Origin of the sequence: Streptomyces sp. NBC_01515 (assembly GCF_045040345.1) — a bacterium.
Classification (GTDB): Bacteria; Actinomycetota; Actinomycetes; order Streptomycetales; family Streptomycetaceae; genus Streptomyces.
On record NZ_CP109416.1, the window covers coordinates 2,012,562 to 2,027,835 of the forward strand.

The following is a 15,274-nucleotide window of genomic DNA, read 5'->3' on the forward strand; positions in this document are numbered from 1 at the left end:
TGCCCTCAGGTGCTCAGGATCGTAACCGCCGACACGCCCGGCGCGCCGTACAGGTGGGTGTAGCCGACGTGCGGGGTGCCGGGGATCTGTCGGTCTCCCGCCGTGCCGCGCAGCTGGAGGACGATCTCGTGGATCTGGCGCAGTCCGGACGCGCCGATCGGTTCGCCGTTGCCGAGGAGTCCGCCGTCGGTGTTGACCGGAAGTCTGCCGCCGATCTCGGTGGCGCCCTCGGCGATGAGGCGTTCCTGCTCGCCGTCCTTGCAGAGGCCGTTCTCGGCCATGTGGATGACCTCCGATCCGGCGTCGGTGTCCTGGAGCTGGGCGACGTCGACGTCCTCGGGTCCGATGCCCGCGCGTTCGTAGGCCTCCCGCGAGGCGTCCACGGTCGGGCTCGCGACGACCTCGCCCACCGGGAAGGACGGGCTCTGCACCTCGAAGGCGCCGAGCCGGCGGCTGCGCAGGGCGGTGGACCGGATCCGTATCGGTTTCCCGGTGTACTTGTGGGCCTGGTCGGCCCGGCACAGCACGAGGGCCGCCGCTCCCTCGTCCGGGCCGCAGTACATGTACTGGCGGAGGGGGTGGTTGAGCACGGGCGAGGCCAGAATCTCCTCCACGGACAGGGGAGTTCGGCGCCAGGCCTTCTCGTTCCGGGCCGCGTTGCCGAAGTTCTTGGACGCGACGCGTGCCAGGGTCTCGTGGGAGATGCCGTGGTCGTGCATGTAGCGGTTGATCTTCATGCCGAAGAAGTGGGTGGTGAGGAAGAGGCCGGTCTGCCCGTACCAGGAGGGGAGGCCGGCCACGGACGGGTCGGCGGCGAACGCGCCGCGCGGGTGCTTGTCCAGGCCGATCGCGATGGTCAGGTCGTGCTCACCGGTCTCGATCGCGCGGGCGGCCAGCGCCACCGAAGTACCGGCCGTGGCACAGCCGTTGAACACCCCGCGCAGGGGTACGCCGGTCAGGCCGAGCCGGGCGACGATCGCGTCCGGGTTGGCGACCTCGTAGCTGCCGATGCAACCGCCCTGGATCTGCGGCCAGTTGACGCCGGCGTCGGCGAGCGCGAGCCGTACCGCGTCCGCGCCCATGTCCAGTGCGGGCTTTCCGGGGAACCGGCCGAAGGGGTGGAGCCCCACGCCGATGATGACGGCCTCGGTCACGGTGTCTCCTCCTCGGCCGGGGCGAACGCGAACGTCATGACCTCGGTGCCGTCGTCCTGCACGCGGTACGGCACGAGCGTCAGCCGCATCTCCTGCCCGATCCGCAGCTTGTCCGGGTCGGGTTCGGTGAGGCGGGCCTCGACCAGCAGCTCGCCGGGGATTTCGATGTAGCCGACCGCGTACGGCTCGAAGGCCTCGGGGCCGTCGTACGGCGGGGACGGCGGGCGGAAGTCCTGGGTGGTGTACGTCCAGAGCGTCCCGCGGTCCGCCAGGAGCCGTTCCTTGGACTCCGTGCTCGCGCACCGGACGCAGTCCGCGGCGGCGGGGAAGCTCACCAGTCCGCAGGCCGCGCACTCGGAGCCGATGAGCCGCAGGGGCGTGCTCTCGTCGGGTGGCCAGGTGAACAGGCCCTCGGTGACCGGTATTTGAGTGGTCGTCATGTCTTCATGCCCCGTTCCGGTTGCCCAGGGCATCGGCGTTCGGAGCCGCCTTGGCCACCAAGTTGGGGACGACCGAGGTCAGTTCCTCCGGTGTCCAGCGCGACTCCGCGCTCGCGCCGGGTCCGTTGGCCCAGCCTTCGAGGACGGTGACGCGGTTGCCGACGACGCCGAAGACCCGGCCGGTGACCTCGCGGGAGGCGGCCGAGCCGAGCCACACGACGAGCGGTGAGATCGCTTCGGGGGTGAGGTCCTGGGCCTCGGCGGCCTGTCTCATCATCGCGATGTCCTCGGTGAGCCGGGTGAGCGCGGTGGGCGCGATGGCGTTCACCGTCACGCCGTAGCGGGCGAGTTCGGCGGCGGCGATGACGGTGAGGCTCGCGATGCCGGCCTTGGCCGAGCCGTAGTTCGACTGGCCGGGGTTGCCGAAGATGCCGGACGGGGAGGTCGTGTTGATCACCCGGGCGTCGTTGTCGTGACCGGACTTGGCGCGCTCGCGCCAGTACGCGGCGGCGTGGTGGAGGGTGGCGAAGCTGCCCTTGAGGTGGACGGCGATCACGCTGTCCCAGTCCCGCTCGGTCATCGACACGATCATCCGGTCCCGCAGGATGCCGGCGTTGTTGACCAGCACGTCCAGGCCGCCGTAGGTGTCGACGGCCTGCCGGACCAGCCGGCCGGCGCCGTCCCAGGCGGAGATGTCGTCCGTGTTGGCCACCGCCTCGCCGCCGGCCGCGACGATCTCGTCGACCACGGTCTGGGCCGGTCCGGCCGAGGCGCCTCCGCCGTCGCGCGCGCCGCCCAGGTCGTTGACGACGACCTTCGCGCCGTGCGCGGCGAACGCCAGGGCGTGTGCCCGGCCGATCCCGTTGCCGGCTCCGGTGACGACCACGACCCGGCCGTCGACCACTCCTTCGGACATCCTCAACTCCTCGATGACGGTGACTGGTTGGCCTCGGCGAACTGGACCCGCGGGTCCTCGCTGCCGCAGGCGCAGCGGCCGGTGATCACGCGGCCGGGTATGCCGAGCGGGGTCTCGGGAAGCTCCGAGGTGCGCTCGTCCCCCGCCGCCACGGACAGCTGTCCGTCCCGCGCGCCGACCCGCCACTCGGCCGCGTTGACGTGTGCGCCGGCCCGCTCGGGGCACTCCAGCGCGAGGGCCGGTCCCACGGTCGCGATCAGGGCGGCGGACACGCCCACCCCGCGCAGCACCGGTACGGCGGCGGGCCGGGCCAGCACGACCGGCGTCGTCCGGAACATCTCACCGACGTCGGCCGCACCGGCCAGCCCCTCCAGGGTCTCGGCCGACAGGCCGATGACCGCGTGCGGGTCGAGTTCGCGGTGGAAGACCGCGGTCCTGCGGTGGTCCCAGCCCATCGCCTCGGCGATGCCGTAGGTCACCTTCAGGGTGCGCAGGGCACCGATCACCGCGTGGCCCCAGAAGCCCTCGAAACCGGAGGTGGTCAGCAACGCCCGCTGTCCGGCGGCCAGTCCGTGGTCCCGGAAGCGGGCGGTCACCCAGTCGGTGTCGCGGGCGAGTTCCGCCCAGGTCAGTTCCACGTCCCGGATGCCCTCGGAGGCGGGGAAGCGGACGAGGTAGGCGAGTTCGGGCCGGTCGAGGGTGCGGGCCCGGGCGAGGGTGTCGGCGCGGGCCATCAACTCTTCACCACCCGGGGGAACTTGGCGACACTGGTCATGGTCTTCATCAGGTCCTCCTCGGTGCGCATGTCGAGCACCGGCTTGACGCCGGTCCGCTCCCGCACGGCCTCGCCCAGGCGTCCGGCCAGGGCGTCGACGTCGCCGGTGAGACGGGGGTCGTAGCCGACGCGCAGGCGCAGTTCGTCGACCTCGCGTCCGGCGCGGACGATCTGGAAGACGCCGGCCACGGTCTCGGGCTGGTCCTCGACCGCCTGCCAGATGTCGCGCAGGACCACGGAACGCCCCTGGACCAGGGTCTCGTCGCCGCGCCGGCCGGCCACCCACATCCGGGCGTGGGTGCGCCCGCAGCCGCAGCGGTCGCGGGAGAGGCGGACGAGGTCCTCGCTGCGGTAACGGATCAGCGGCGCGGCCCGGTTGTCGAGGTCGGTGGCGACGAGTTCGCCGAGGTCGCCCTCCGCCGCGTCGCGCCAGCCGTGCTCGTCGACCTCGACGCACTCCGCGAAGACGGTGTCCTCCCAGAGATGGAAGCCGTCGTGTTCGCGGCACTCCCAGGCGGTGCCGGTGTCGGCGGCGCTGGTGTACTCATAGACGTCGATGCCCCAGTCCTCGCGGATCCGCTCGCGCATCTTCCGGCTGAGGGGCTGCCCGGCGCAGGAGGCGCCCTTGAGGGAGGAGAACGCCTCCTTGAGATCCGTCGTGTCGGCCAGGTGCTCCAGCTCCACCATCTGCGGATACATCATCTGGAGGTAGGCCGGCCGGTAGGTGCGCAGGGCCTCGACGACCTCGGGCATGTTCCCCATCCAGGTGTCCACCTCGATGACCACCGCACCCAGCGCCTGGAAGCCGGCGTCCATGAGGTTGCGGAAGGTGCCGGGTGGGCTCAGTACCCGGTCCCCGGGCCTGAGCCCGAGTTCCCACAGGTCACGCACCTGAGCGGTGACCAGGGGCGGCGCGCCCTCCCAGATCTCGGCGAAGAACTCCGGGTCGCCGGTGGTGCCCGAGCTGGAGGAGACGGAGGTCAGCTCCTCGGTCGGGACGCAGAGCAGCCCTCCGAAGGGGTCGCCGGTGCGGGCCCGGTGGGCGCGCACCATGTCCTTGGTGATGAACGGGATACGGGCCCGGAAGTCGTCCAGGGTCCGGACGTCGCGCGGGTGCACCCCGTGCTCGTCCCAGAGCGCCCGGTAGAAGGCGGAGTTGGCGTAGGCGTACTCGACGAGTTCCACCACCCGCTCTTCCTGCCGTGCCCGCAGCTGGTCCCGGGCCATGGTCTCCACCTGTGGCTCGAAGTACCTGTCAGCGGTGTCCCTGTCCCCGGCCATGACGCCTCCTCGCGGCTCAGCTGCCCAGATCTTCCAGCTATCAGCGCAATCAGTCAACTAATTCGACTGAATCTCGGTGAACTCTCGCGTTCGCTCGATTCATATAGTTAACTATTAGCACTCATTAGAGCCTCGGGAGGGCGATGTGAAGATCGTTGTCTGCGTGAAGCACGTGCCCGACGCCACGGCGGACCGCACCTTCACCGAGGACGGCACCACCGACCGGGCGTCGGTCGACTCGCTGCTGTCCGAACTCGACGAGTACGCGGTCGAACAGGCCCTGCGGATCGCGGAGTCGGGCCCGGACGTGGAGATCTGCTACCTCACCGTCGGCCCGGACGACGCGAAGGACGCCCTGCGCAAGGCGCTCGCCATGGGCGGCGACTCGGCGGTGCACGTGGCCGACGAGGACATCGAGGGCAGTGACGTGTTCGCCACCTCGCTCGTGCTGGCCGGGGCGATCCAACGGCACGGCTTCGATCTCGTGCTGTGCGGGATGGCCTCGACGGACGGCGGCGCGGGCGTCGTACCGGCGCTGCTCGCGGAACGGCTCGGCGTCCCGGCCGTCACCCACATCGAGGAACTGACCGTCGAGGACGGCACGGTGACCGGCCGGCGCGAGGGCGACACCGCGACCGTGCGAGTGCGGGGCGGCCTGCCGGCCGTCGTGTCGGTCACCGACCGTTCCGGCGACGCCCGTTACCCCTCCTTCAAGGGGATCATGGCCGCGAAGAAGAAGCCCCTGGAGACCCTCGGCCTCGCCGACCTCGGGATCGGCGCCGGGCAGGTCGGCCGTACGGCCGCACGGTCGGCGGTGGACACCGCGACCAGGCGTCCGCCGCGCACCAAGGGAGAACTCGTCTCCGACGACGGGACGGGCGGCATCGGGCTGGCCGCGTTCCTCACCGCCAAGAAGTTCGCCTGACCGGCACGTTCGCCTGACCGACACGTTCGTCCGACCGGCACGTTCGTCCGACCGCCCCAAGGAGCCCAGCACCGTGGCCGAGATCCTCGTACTCGTCGATCACCTGGACGGCGCCGTCCGCAAGCCGACCCTCGAACTCCTCACCCTGGCAAGCCGGTTGGGCGAACCGTCGGCTCTCTTCCTGGGCCCGGGCGCGGACGCCGCGGCCGAGACCCTGGGCCGGTACGGCGCACAGAAGGTCTACGTCGTGGACGCACCCGAGGTCGAGGAACTCCTCGTCACTCCGGCTGTCGACGCGCTCACCCAGATCGCCGACAGCACGGCCCCGGCGGCGATCCTGCTGCCGTCCAGCCCGGACGGCAAGGAGACCGCCGCCCGGGTCGCGCTCCGGCTGGGGTCGGGGCTGATCACGGACGCGGTCGACATCACGGCGGGCGCGGACGGCCGCCCGGTCACCGAGCAGTCCGCGTTCGCGGCGACCTACCAGGTGACGGCACACGTCACCCACGGCGCTCCGGTCATCACGGTGAAGCCGAACGCCACCGCACCCGAACCGGCCCCCGTCACAGCCGAGTTGGAGAAGTGGGACGTGATTTTCGGCCCGGCCGCTGCCGCCGTACAGGTCCTGTCCCGCACACCCCGCGAGCGCGGTGACCGGCCCGAACTGGCCGAGGCCGACATCGTCGTCTCCGGCGGGCGCGGCGTGAACGGCGCCGAGAACTTCGCCGTGATCGAGCGCGTCGCCGACACCCTGGGCGCGGCGGTCGGCGCGTCCCGGGCCGCCGTCGACGCGGGCTGGTACCCGCACAGCCACCAGGTCGGCCAGACCGGCACCCAGGTCTCCCCGCAGCTCTACCTCGCGGCCGGCATCTCCGGGGCGATCCAGCACCGCGCCGGCATGCAGACCTCCAAGACCATCGTCGCCGTCAACAAGGACGCGGACGCCCCCATCTTCGAACTCGCCGACTACGGCGTCGTAGGGGACCTCTTCCAGGTGCTCCCGCAGCTGGTGGAGGAGATCGAGCGGCGGCGGAGCTGATCTCCGGCCCTGCCTGCGATCTCCGGCCTGCCCGCGATCTCCGCCCCCGCCCGGCCTTCCACTGGGCGACCAATACCACTAAAATAGCTAACTGATTGCATCCATTGACCCGAAGGAGCGCCATGACGAAGATCTGGGTCAACTCCGGGGACTCCCATGTGATGGAGCCCGACGACCTGTGGGTCCAGGCGCTGCCGCCACGCCTCGCCGACCGGGCGCCGCGCAGTGAGCGCGGCGACAAGTACGAGGTGCTGTACATCGACGGCGAGCGCATCGACCGCCAGCTCAACGACTTCATGGACGCCATGCGTCCGCCGGGCGCCCGGGACCTCCGGGTCCGGCTGAAGGACCTGGACCAGGAGGGCGTGTGGGGTCAACTGGCCTTTCCCTCCATGGGGTTCTGGCTGGTGTCGATCACCGACCGGGAGCTGGCCCGGGAGACCGTACGGGCCTGGAACGACTGGGCGCACTCCGAGGTGCTCGGAACGCAGAAGCGGATCATCACCCCCGCCTGTGTGTCGACCGCCGACGTCGACGACGCGGTCGCCGAGGTGGAGCGGGTGGCGGAACTGGGCTTCCAGTCGGTGTTCCTGCCGTGCCAGACGCGGCCCGGCGAGGAGTACGCCCTGGACCGCTGGGAGCCGCTGTGGACGGCGGCCGAGCGGGCGGGTCTGGTGCTGGGCTTCCATATCGGCACCGGCGGCGAGAACGTCGTCTTCCGCGGGCCCGGCGGCGCGGTCGTCAACTACATGGAGACGACCTACCCGGGCATGCGGGTCGTGTCCCACATGGTCGCGGGCGGTGCTCTGGACCGGCACCCCGACCTGAAGATCCTGATCGCGGAGGGCGGCGCGGGCTGGGTGCCGGCCATCGGCGACCGGATGGACGAGGCCTACCGCCAGCACGGCATGTTCGTGCGGCCGAAGCTCAGCCGGCTGCCCAGCGAGATCATCAGGCAGCAGGTGTACGCGTCGTTCCAGCACGACAAGAGCTCGGTGGAGATCGTCGAGTCGACGGGCTACCGCAACGTGATGTGGGGCGACGACTACCCGCACCTCGAAGGCACCTACGGCCACACCCAGTCCACCCTGCACGAGCTGTTCGACGGCGTGCCCGCGGACGTCCGTGAACGCGTCACCCGGGGCACCTTCGACGAGCTGTTCCGCCTGCCGGAGCGGACTCCCCAGGAGGCGGCCGTCTGAGCGGCGACACCCCGATGAGCAGTCCGCCGTATCCGGAGGATCTGGAACGACCGGGCCTCGTGCGCACCGGCCGGTCGACGTTCGTCCGGCCCGTCCGCCCGGAGGACGCCGACCGTCTGGTCGCCTTCGTCGGCGGTCTGTCCCGGGCGACCCTGGCCTACCGCTCGCTCGGCCCGGTGGTCCGCGCGCGCGACGACGTCATCCGGCGTGGCGCCCACGTGGACTACCTCAACGAACTGGCGCTGGTCGCCCTGGCCGGTGACGAGATCGCCGGTCTGGTGCGCTACGTCCGCGACCCCGAGGAACCGGAACACGCGGAGGTCACCTTCACCATCCGCGACGACCACCAGAGCGAGGGGTTCGGCAGGCTGCTCCTGGAGCACATCGCAGGCGCCGCCCGCACTCGGGGCATCCGGGTCCTGGAGGCCGACGTCCTCGCCGACAACACCCGCATGATCAACGTGTTCCTCGGCTCCGGCTACCGGGTCGAGTCCGGGCCGCCCGGTCAGATCGTCCACTTCGAGATCGCCGTCGACCCGCAGGCCCAGGCCGTCGCCCGGGCCGAACGCCGCGAGCACACAGCCGTACGACGCTCCCTGCGCCCGCTGCTCGAACCCCGCTCGGTCGCGGTGATCGGCGCGAACCGCAGCCCCCTGACGATCGGCCACGAGATCGTCGCCAACCTGCTGCGGGGCGGTTTCCGCGGCTCCGTGTTCCCGGTCAATCCACGGGCCGAGCGGATCGCCGGCGCACGGGCGTATCCGAACGTCAGGGAGCTTCCCGAGGTGCCGGATCTGGCATTGGTCGCCGTGCGGGCCGAGGCGGTTCCCGAGGTCGTACGAGAGTGTGCCGAGGCCGGCGTCAAGGCCGTGGTCGTGGTCTCAACAGGCTTCGGGGAGACGGGAGTCGAAGGCCGGACGGCCGAGCTGGAGCTGGCCCGCTTCGCCCGTGCCTCCGGGATGCGGCTGGTGGGCCCGAACTGCATGGGCGTGGTCAACACGACGCCCGCGGCCCGGCTGGCCGCGACCTTCTCCCCCGCACTGCCGACGCCGGGCCGGGTCGCGATGTCCAGCCAGTCCGGGCCGCTCGGGCTCGCGGTGCTCGACTTCGCCCGGCGGCTGCGGCTCGGCTTCTCCGGGTTCGTGTCGGTGGGCCACGCCGTGGACGTCTCCACCAACGACCTGCTCCAGTGGTGGGAGGAGGACCCCGAGACCTCGGTGATCCTGCTGCACGTCGAGACCTTCGGCAACCCCCGCCGGTTCGCCCGGGTCGCGCGCAGGGTCGCACCGCGCAAGCCGATCGTCGCGGTGCACCCGGGACACGCGGACGCGGCGGTCGACTCGCTCTTCGCCCAGTCCGGCGTCATCCGTACCCGCAGCCTCCAGGAACTCTTCGACGCCGCGCTCCTGCTCGCGCACCAGCCGCCCCCGCCGGGCAACCGGGTCGCCGTGATCACCAACGCGGGCGGGCCGGCCGCGCTGACCGCCGGGGCGTGCGAGGCGAGCGGACTGCGGGTGCCCGAACTCGGCGAGCGCACGCGGCAATCACTCCGTACGGCCCTTTCGCCGCGCGCGGACGTCACCAACCCGATCGACCTCACGCCCATGGCCACCGCCGCGCACTACCGGCAGGCGCTGGACGCGGTACTGGCCGACGACAGCATCGACGCCGCCGTGGTCCTCTTCATGCCCCCGCTCGCGGACAAGCCCGACGAGGTTGCGGCAGCGATCCTCGACGCGGCCGAGGCCGCGCCCGAGAAGCCGGTGGTGGCCAGTTTCCTCGGTGGCGCGGGCGTCGCCGATCTCCTGCACCGGGGCGAACTCGTCGTACCGACCTATGCGTTCCCCGAGTCCGCCGCGGTCTCGCTCGGTCACGCGGCCGCGTACCAGACCTGGCGCGGAACTCCGGCGGGTGTCATACCGGACCTCGCCGGAGTCCACCCGGACCGGGCCCGCGCACTGGTCGCCGCATGCGCACCCGGCACCGTGCCGGCCCGGACAGCCACCGACCTGCTGGACTCCTACGGCATCTCCGTACGGGACACGGGCTCCCAGGGCCCGGACGCCTTCCTCTCCGTCCGGCCGGACCCGGTCTTCGGCCCGGTGATCGCGTTCGGCCTCACCGGTGACTACGCCGACCTGATGGCCGACGTCGCCCACCGGATCACCCCGCTCAGCGACCGCGACGCCCGGGAGATGATCCGCTCGCTGCGCGCCGCGCCGCTGCTGGACGGCCGGGTGGGCGGCCCGGGTGTGGATCTGACGGCCCTTGAGGAAACCATCCTGCGGATCTCCGCGATGGTCGAGGAGCTGCCCGAGATCGAGTCGATGGACCTGCGTCCGATACGGCTGCTGTCGCCGGGGCACGGAGTCGCCGTGGCCCACGCGACGATCCAACTCACCGACGACACAAGGAGAGGTGGCCCCTCATGAAGGTCGGCATCTACTTCGACATGCGCAACCCCCCGCCCTGGCAGCGGAGTTGGTCACGCGTCTACGGATTCGCCCTGGAGATGTGCGAGGAGGCGGACCAACTCGGCCTCGACTCGGTCTGGTTCTCCGAGCACCACGGCTTCGAGGACGGATACCTCCCGCAGCCGCTCACCATGGCGGCGGCAGCAGCGGCCCGCACGCGCCGAGTCCGGCTGGGCACCGCGGTCATCCCCGCACCTCTGCACGCGGCCCCCGAGATCGCCGAACAGGCCGCGCTCGTCGACATCATCAGCGACGGCCGCCTGGACCTCGGGCTCGGTACCGGCTACCGCGTACCCGAGTACCGGCTGTACGGCGCCGATCTCGCCAAGCGCTACTCCACGACGGACCGGCGGGTGCGGGAGATCCGCGGCCTGTGGTCCGAATCCCTGGTCACCCCCGGCCCGGTCCAGGACCCGCTGCCGATCTGGCTCGGTTACCAGGGCCCGCAGGGCGCGCGCCGGGCGGGACGGCTGGGCACGGGGCTGCTGTCCCTCAACCCGGCGCTGCTGACGCCGTACCGGGAGGGACTGGCCGAGAGCGGCCACGACGTGTCGGCGGCCCGGATGCAGGGCTCGTTCACCACGTTCGTCACCGAGGACCCCGACGGCGACTGGCCGGTGGTGCGCGAACACCTGGCGTACCAGTGGGACAGCTATCGCCGGTACATGGTCGAGGGGACGGACCAGCCCGCCCCCCGCCCCATCGACCCCGAGAAGTGGCGGGAGACGGGGCTCCGGGCGTCCGGTGTCGGTCAGTTCCTCTACGGCACCCCGCAGTACGTCGCCGAGGCCATCAAGGCGTACGTGGCGGGGCTGCCGGTCGAAGGGGTGTTCCTGTGGGCCTCGCTGGCCGGGATGCCCGAGGAGATGGTCGCCCGCCAAGTCCAGCTGATCGCCTGCAAGTTGCGCCCGCTGCTTGCCGATGTCTGACCCGAGGAGTCGCAGCATGTCGATGGGAACCGGTGGGACCGGAGTGTGGGCGGGGTCGGACTTCCAGGAGCCGCCCCGCACCCGGGGCGGGGTGGCGCTGTGCGGTGCCTGCCGTGTCACCGGTTCCTGCCGCCTGGGCGTGGAGCGCGAGCGGCTCGACGAGGATGGCGTGGCGTGCTTCGGACTCGTCTGCCCGCGCTCGCAGGAGGGCGGGCCGAATGTCGCGCACGGCGGCTGGACGGCGGCCGTGCTGGACGACTGCCTGGGTCATCTCCCGCTGCTGCACCGGGTGTTGAGCGTCACGGCGGAGCTGAGCGTGAGCTTCGTGAAGCCCCTGCCGGTGGAACGGCCGTTGGAGGTCCGGGCGTGGGTCGAGCGGCGGGAGGGCCGGCGCTGGTACATCGCGGGCGAGCTGGTGCTGCTGCCGAACCGTGCCGTGCTGGCCCGGGCCTCCGGGATCTGGGTGACCCGGGACCAGGGCCACTTCGCACGGCACGAGGCGTGGCTGGCCGGCCAGGAGTCGGAGGGCGGGGCCGAGGGTCAGTAGGACCGCAGCCCCATGCTGCGGGCGATCCCGTTGCGCTGGATCTGGCTGGTTCCGCCGGAGATCGTGGCCACGATCGACTCCCGGTAGCGGAAGCTCATCACGCTCTCGGTCGAGAAGCCGTGCCCGGCACACACCTGCATCCCGAGCCGGGCAGCCGCCACATACGTCTCCGACCCCTTCAGCTTCGCCATCGAGCCCTCCCGCGTGCACGGCTTGCCCTGGGCGAGCAGCCAGGCCGCGCGGTACGCGAGCAGCCGGGCGGAGTCGATCTCGGTCTGCAGGTCGGCCATGTCATGGGCGAGGGCCTGGAAGTTCCCGATCGGACGGCCGAAGGCGTGCCGGGTGCGGGAGTACTCCAGCATCTCGTCCAACGTGGCCTGCGCGGCACCGAGATACCCCCCGGTGATGATCACCTTCTCCAGCTCGATGTTGGAGAGCATGACCTTCCAGCCCTCGTCGCGCGGGCCGACGAGGTTCTCCTTCGGGACCAGGGCGTCGTTGAAGAAGACCTCGTTGGTGCCGAGGATGTGCCGGGCCAGCGTCGGCGTCCGGCGCACCTCGACGCCGTCCGTCGCGGGGTCGACGAGGAGCAGGCTGATACCGCCGTGCTTGGGCTCGCGGGGCCCGGTCCGCACGTAGGTCGCGATGGTCGTGTCGGGCAGGCCGCCGCCGGTGCACCACGCCTTCTGCCCGCGGACGAGGAACTGGTCGCCGTGGTCCTCGGCGGTGGTACGCAGGGCGGCGGCGTCGGACCCGCTGTCCGGCTCGCTGAGGCCGACGGCGAGCCGGTGGCGCCCCGTCATCACCTGCTCGCGGATGAAGGTTCGCTGGGCCTCGTCGCCCCACCGGAACACGGTGATCCCCGGGATGAGCACGCCGATGTAGCACATGGCGACGTCGAAACTGGCCCGCCCCAACTCCTCGGCGATCAGGACGAGTTCGAGCGGGCCGCCGCCGTCGCCGCCCTCCTCCTCGCTGAACGGGAGGGAGAACCACCCCAGATCCGCCATGCCGCGGAACAGTTCGGGCGGCACGATGCCCTCCTCGTCCCACCGCTTGGCCTTCTCGGCCGGGCACACGTCGGCGACGAACTGCCGTGCCGTCGCGCGCAACAGGTCCTGCTCGTCGGTCAGCCCGAAGTCCACGGCCACTCCTCGGCAACACTAGGCTATTCATCTATCTAATTGTTCTATGTTAGCGGATACAGCGGCCCCGCCGGAATACACCTCCCGGGAGGGTTCAGCAGTGGGCTCGCCGCGGGGCGGTTCGGCGCGTGCCCCACTTCGGTCCGTCGGCGAGGTCACCGGGGTATCCCTGACGCCGGGCCGGAAGAGTCGCTGATCCAACCGGCGAGGATGCCGAGGGCTTGCGCGGAGGGGGCGGGACAACTCCCCGATGAGATCGGCGAGTTGTGGATCGCTGGGGTGGCGTCCGGCGTACAGGCGCAGGATGGCCACGCAGTCACCGGCGACCTGCCCCCAGTCGATGTACAGGCTGCGGGCGGCGGCGAGGAAGACGAAGCGGGCGGAGTCGCGCTCGCGGTGGGGCCGGGCCTGGAAGTCGGTGAACAGGGCGGAACCGAGCCGGTTGGCCGCCAGGACGTCCATGTCCCGCCCCTGGATCACGGCCGGGACACCGAACGACCGCAGCGTGTCCGCCCGGTACACGGCGGGCCGGACACGCTGCGGGACCGGTGGCCGCCGACCACGCACGGGCCACGGTGGGCTGGGCGCGGTCGAAGAGGTGGGCGCGTTCGGTGCCGTCCAGTCGCAGCGCACGGGCGGCGGCCCCCAGGACGGCTTCGGAGACACCCCGGGTACGGCCCCGCTCCAGACGGATGCGGTAGTCGACGCCGACCCCGGCGAGCTGGGCGACTTCCTCACGGCGCAGCTCCTCCTCGGCCGGTCCGATCGGCCAGGAGTTCCGCGTCGCCTACGCCGCGTCCAAGTTCGGCATGGAGGGCTGGATGGAGTCGCCGCGCTAGGACGTCGAGCCGTACGGCATCCGTACGACGGTCGTGGAACCCGGCTTCCTCCGCACCGAGTTGCTCGTGGGCGCGTCCACCACGTGCCCCGAGCCGACCATCGCCGACTACGCCGAGCGCACCAGGGCCGCCATCGCGGCCTGGAAGAGCATGAGCGGCCGACAGCCCGGCGACCCCGTCAAACGCGCCAAGACCCTGCTGACCATCGCCGGTCAGGCCGAGCCGCCCCTGCGTTTCGTCGGCGGCGCGGACGCCGTCGAGAGTGTCGAGGCCAAGTCCGGGGAACTCGTCGCCCGGGCCCGGGGCCTCCCGCCAACTCGGCGGCGATCCGACCTATGACGACGCAGACTTCGCCGCGCAGGAGCCTCGCTCCTTGTCCTCGGCGTCGGCACGCCTGTAGGCACCGTCGACGCCGTCGGCCGGGACCCAACTCCCGCAAACAGAACGGCCATCACCCAGGACCGCTCCCGAATCGCTGCCGAGGAGTTCCCCAAGCAGCTCCGCCGCCCAGAGCCTCGCCCAAGGAACGACAACCGCACCAACCTTCCGGACGGCAGCGCCGACACGAAGCCGCGGTGGCTGCGGCGGTCCGCCGTAGGAGCTCACCCGCGGGGCTAATGTCTGCCGGGTGAGCACAGACGATGCGAACCGGCGCTGGACACGTTCCATGCCGGAGGCCTACGAACGTCACCTGGTGCCGGTCTTCTTCCGGCCCTTCGCCATCGACCTGGCCGCCAGGGCAGCAGCGCTGCGACCTCGCACGGTCCTGGAACTCGCCGCCGGGACCGGGGCGTTGACCTCGGCTCTGCTCACCGCGCTGCCCACGGCCTCGGTGGTGGCCACCGACCTCAACGAAGCGATGGTCACCGCAGGCTCGGCACGGGAACCGCGCGCGGACTGGCGACAGGCGGACGCCCAACACCTGCCCTTCGAGGACGGTGGCTTCGACCTCGTCGTGTGCCAGTTCGGGGTCATGTTCTTCCCCGACAGGCCCGCCGCCTACGCCGAGGTGCGCCGGGTCCTGACCCCGCGGGGGCGGTTCCTGTTCAACAGCTGGGGCCCGCTGGCCTCGCACGGGTTCGGGGCCGCCTTCCAATCCGCCCTGGAACAGTTCATGCCCGACGGAGCACCCCCGTTCCTGAAGGAGGTACCGCACGGCTACTCCGACCCGGCCGTGGTCACCGCGGACCTCACGGCCGCCGGACTGACCCTGGCCACCGCCGAGGAGGTCACGCTGGATGGCGTCGCGGAGTCCGCGGCCTCCGTCGCCACCGGGTTCCTCACCGGCACGCCGGTGCACGCCGCCGTACAGGCCCGCGAAGACGCGCAGGCCCTCCAGGCCGCCGTCACGCAGGAGATGACGGACCAGCTCGGGACTGGCCCCGTGACGGCGCCGATGACCGCGACCGTCTATACAGCGCACCGGTAGACACGGCCCTCCCCCTCCGGTGAGCACAGCCAGGGTGACCGAGCCGGCGCAGGAGGCGTAGCGGCGGACCTGATGTCCGTGGTTGCCCAGCACAAGGCTTGGCGGGCCGACATTGAAACCGTTCAATACCCTCGCGTCCACCTCACTCACCGGCTCCGCCCCGGGCGATCGCGAAGTGG

Annotated in this window: 15 protein-coding genes and 1 pseudogene; 8 read left to right on the forward strand and 8 right to left on the reverse strand. The window is 71.4% G+C overall.

The window, feature by feature from the left end:
- Positions 1–5: 5 nt before the first annotated feature.
- The 5 genes from OG407_RS08810 to OG407_RS08830 are packed head-to-tail and all read right to left on the reverse strand — an operon-like array spanning position 6 to position 4,566.
- Complete coding sequence (locus tag OG407_RS08810) at positions 6–1,154, reverse strand: thiolase family protein (protein ID WP_405856660.1); 1,149 nt, start codon at positions 1,152–1,154, stop codon at positions 6–8.
- Positions 1,151–1,594, reverse strand: coding sequence for a Zn-ribbon domain-containing OB-fold protein (locus tag OG407_RS08815; protein ID WP_405856662.1), 444 nt, complete (start codon positions 1,592–1,594; stop codon positions 1,151–1,153). The genes OG407_RS08810 and OG407_RS08815 overlap by 4 nt, the downstream gene beginning before the upstream one ends.
- A gap of 4 nt (positions 1,595–1,598) precedes the next feature.
- On the reverse strand, positions 1,599–2,510 hold the full coding sequence (locus OG407_RS08820) for an SDR family oxidoreductase (protein ID WP_405856664.1): 912 nt from the start codon (positions 2,508–2,510) through the stop codon (positions 1,599–1,601).
- Positions 2,511–2,512: 2 nt separating this feature from the next.
- On the reverse strand, positions 2,513–3,244 hold the full coding sequence (locus OG407_RS08825; RefSeq protein WP_405856666.1) for a hypothetical protein: 732 nt from the start codon (positions 3,242–3,244) through the stop codon (positions 2,513–2,515).
- On the reverse strand, positions 3,244–4,566 hold the full coding sequence (locus OG407_RS08830) for a phenylacetate--CoA ligase family protein (protein ID WP_405856668.1): 1,323 nt from the start codon (positions 4,564–4,566) through the stop codon (positions 3,244–3,246). Before OG407_RS08830 ends, OG407_RS08825 begins: the two co-directional genes overlap by 1 nt.
- A gap of 163 nt (positions 4,567–4,729) precedes the next feature.
- Here OG407_RS08830 and OG407_RS08835 point away from each other — a divergent pair, with 163 nt between their 5' ends.
- The 6 genes from OG407_RS08835 to OG407_RS08860 all read left to right on the forward strand — a co-directional run bounded on the left by OG407_RS08835 (position 4,730) and on the right by OG407_RS08860 (position 11,682).
- A complete protein-coding gene (locus tag OG407_RS08835) occupies positions 4,730–5,491 on the forward strand; it encodes an electron transfer flavoprotein subunit beta/FixA family protein (RefSeq protein WP_405856670.1) in 762 nt (253 codons plus the stop codon).
- Positions 5,492–5,564: 73 nt separating this feature from the next.
- Complete coding sequence (locus OG407_RS08840) at positions 5,565–6,530, forward strand: electron transfer flavoprotein subunit alpha/FixB family protein (protein ID WP_405856672.1); 966 nt, start codon at positions 5,565–5,567, stop codon at positions 6,528–6,530.
- Between the two features lie 122 nt (positions 6,531–6,652).
- Positions 6,653–7,732 (forward strand): amidohydrolase family protein, encoded by a 1,080-nt coding sequence (locus OG407_RS08845; protein ID WP_405856674.1) that lies wholly within the window; start codon positions 6,653–6,655, stop codon positions 7,730–7,732.
- A gap of 14 nt (positions 7,733–7,746) precedes the next feature.
- Positions 7,747–10,164: a GNAT family N-acetyltransferase gene (locus OG407_RS08850; protein ID WP_405856676.1), complete on the forward strand. Its 2,418-nt coding sequence runs from the start codon at positions 7,747–7,749 to the stop codon at positions 10,162–10,164.
- Complete coding sequence (locus tag OG407_RS08855; RefSeq protein ID WP_405856678.1) at positions 10,161–11,135, forward strand: LLM class flavin-dependent oxidoreductase; 975 nt, start codon at positions 10,161–10,163, stop codon at positions 11,133–11,135. The genes OG407_RS08850 and OG407_RS08855 overlap by 4 nt, the downstream gene beginning before the upstream one ends.
- A gap of 16 nt (positions 11,136–11,151) precedes the next feature.
- Positions 11,152–11,682: a PaaI family thioesterase gene (locus OG407_RS08860; protein WP_405856680.1), complete on the forward strand. Its 531-nt coding sequence runs from the start codon at positions 11,152–11,154 to the stop codon at positions 11,680–11,682.
- On the opposite strand, the gene OG407_RS08865 is transcribed toward OG407_RS08860, so the two are convergent.
- From OG407_RS08865 to OG407_RS08875, 3 genes and pseudogenes are all read right to left on the reverse strand, one after another.
- Positions 11,676–12,827 (reverse strand): acyl-CoA dehydrogenase family protein, encoded by a 1,152-nt coding sequence (locus OG407_RS08865; protein WP_329347744.1) that lies wholly within the window; start codon positions 12,825–12,827, stop codon positions 11,676–11,678. The genes OG407_RS08860 and OG407_RS08865 overlap by 7 nt on opposite strands.
- 27 nt (positions 12,828–12,854) lie before the next feature.
- Positions 12,855–13,349, reverse strand: a complete 495-nt coding sequence (locus OG407_RS08870; protein ID WP_405856682.1) for a hypothetical protein — start codon at positions 13,347–13,349, stop codon at positions 12,855–12,857.
- Positions 13,350–13,482: 133 nt separating this feature from the next.
- A pseudogene (locus OG407_RS08875) lies at positions 13,483–13,593 on the reverse strand (hypothetical protein); the annotation flags it as partial.
- A gap of 106 nt (positions 13,594–13,699) precedes the next feature.
- On the opposite strand from OG407_RS08875, the gene OG407_RS08880 reads away from it, so the two are divergent.
- On the forward strand, positions 13,700–14,005 hold the full coding sequence (locus OG407_RS08880) for a short-chain dehydrogenase/reductase SDR (protein ID WP_405856684.1): 306 nt from the start codon (positions 13,700–13,702) through the stop codon (positions 14,003–14,005).
- 328 nt (positions 14,006–14,333) lie between these two features.
- On the forward strand, positions 14,334–15,095 hold the full coding sequence (locus OG407_RS08885; RefSeq protein ID WP_405868335.1) for a class I SAM-dependent methyltransferase: 762 nt from the start codon (positions 14,334–14,336) through the stop codon (positions 15,093–15,095).
- Positions 15,096–15,274 lie beyond the last annotated feature (179 nt).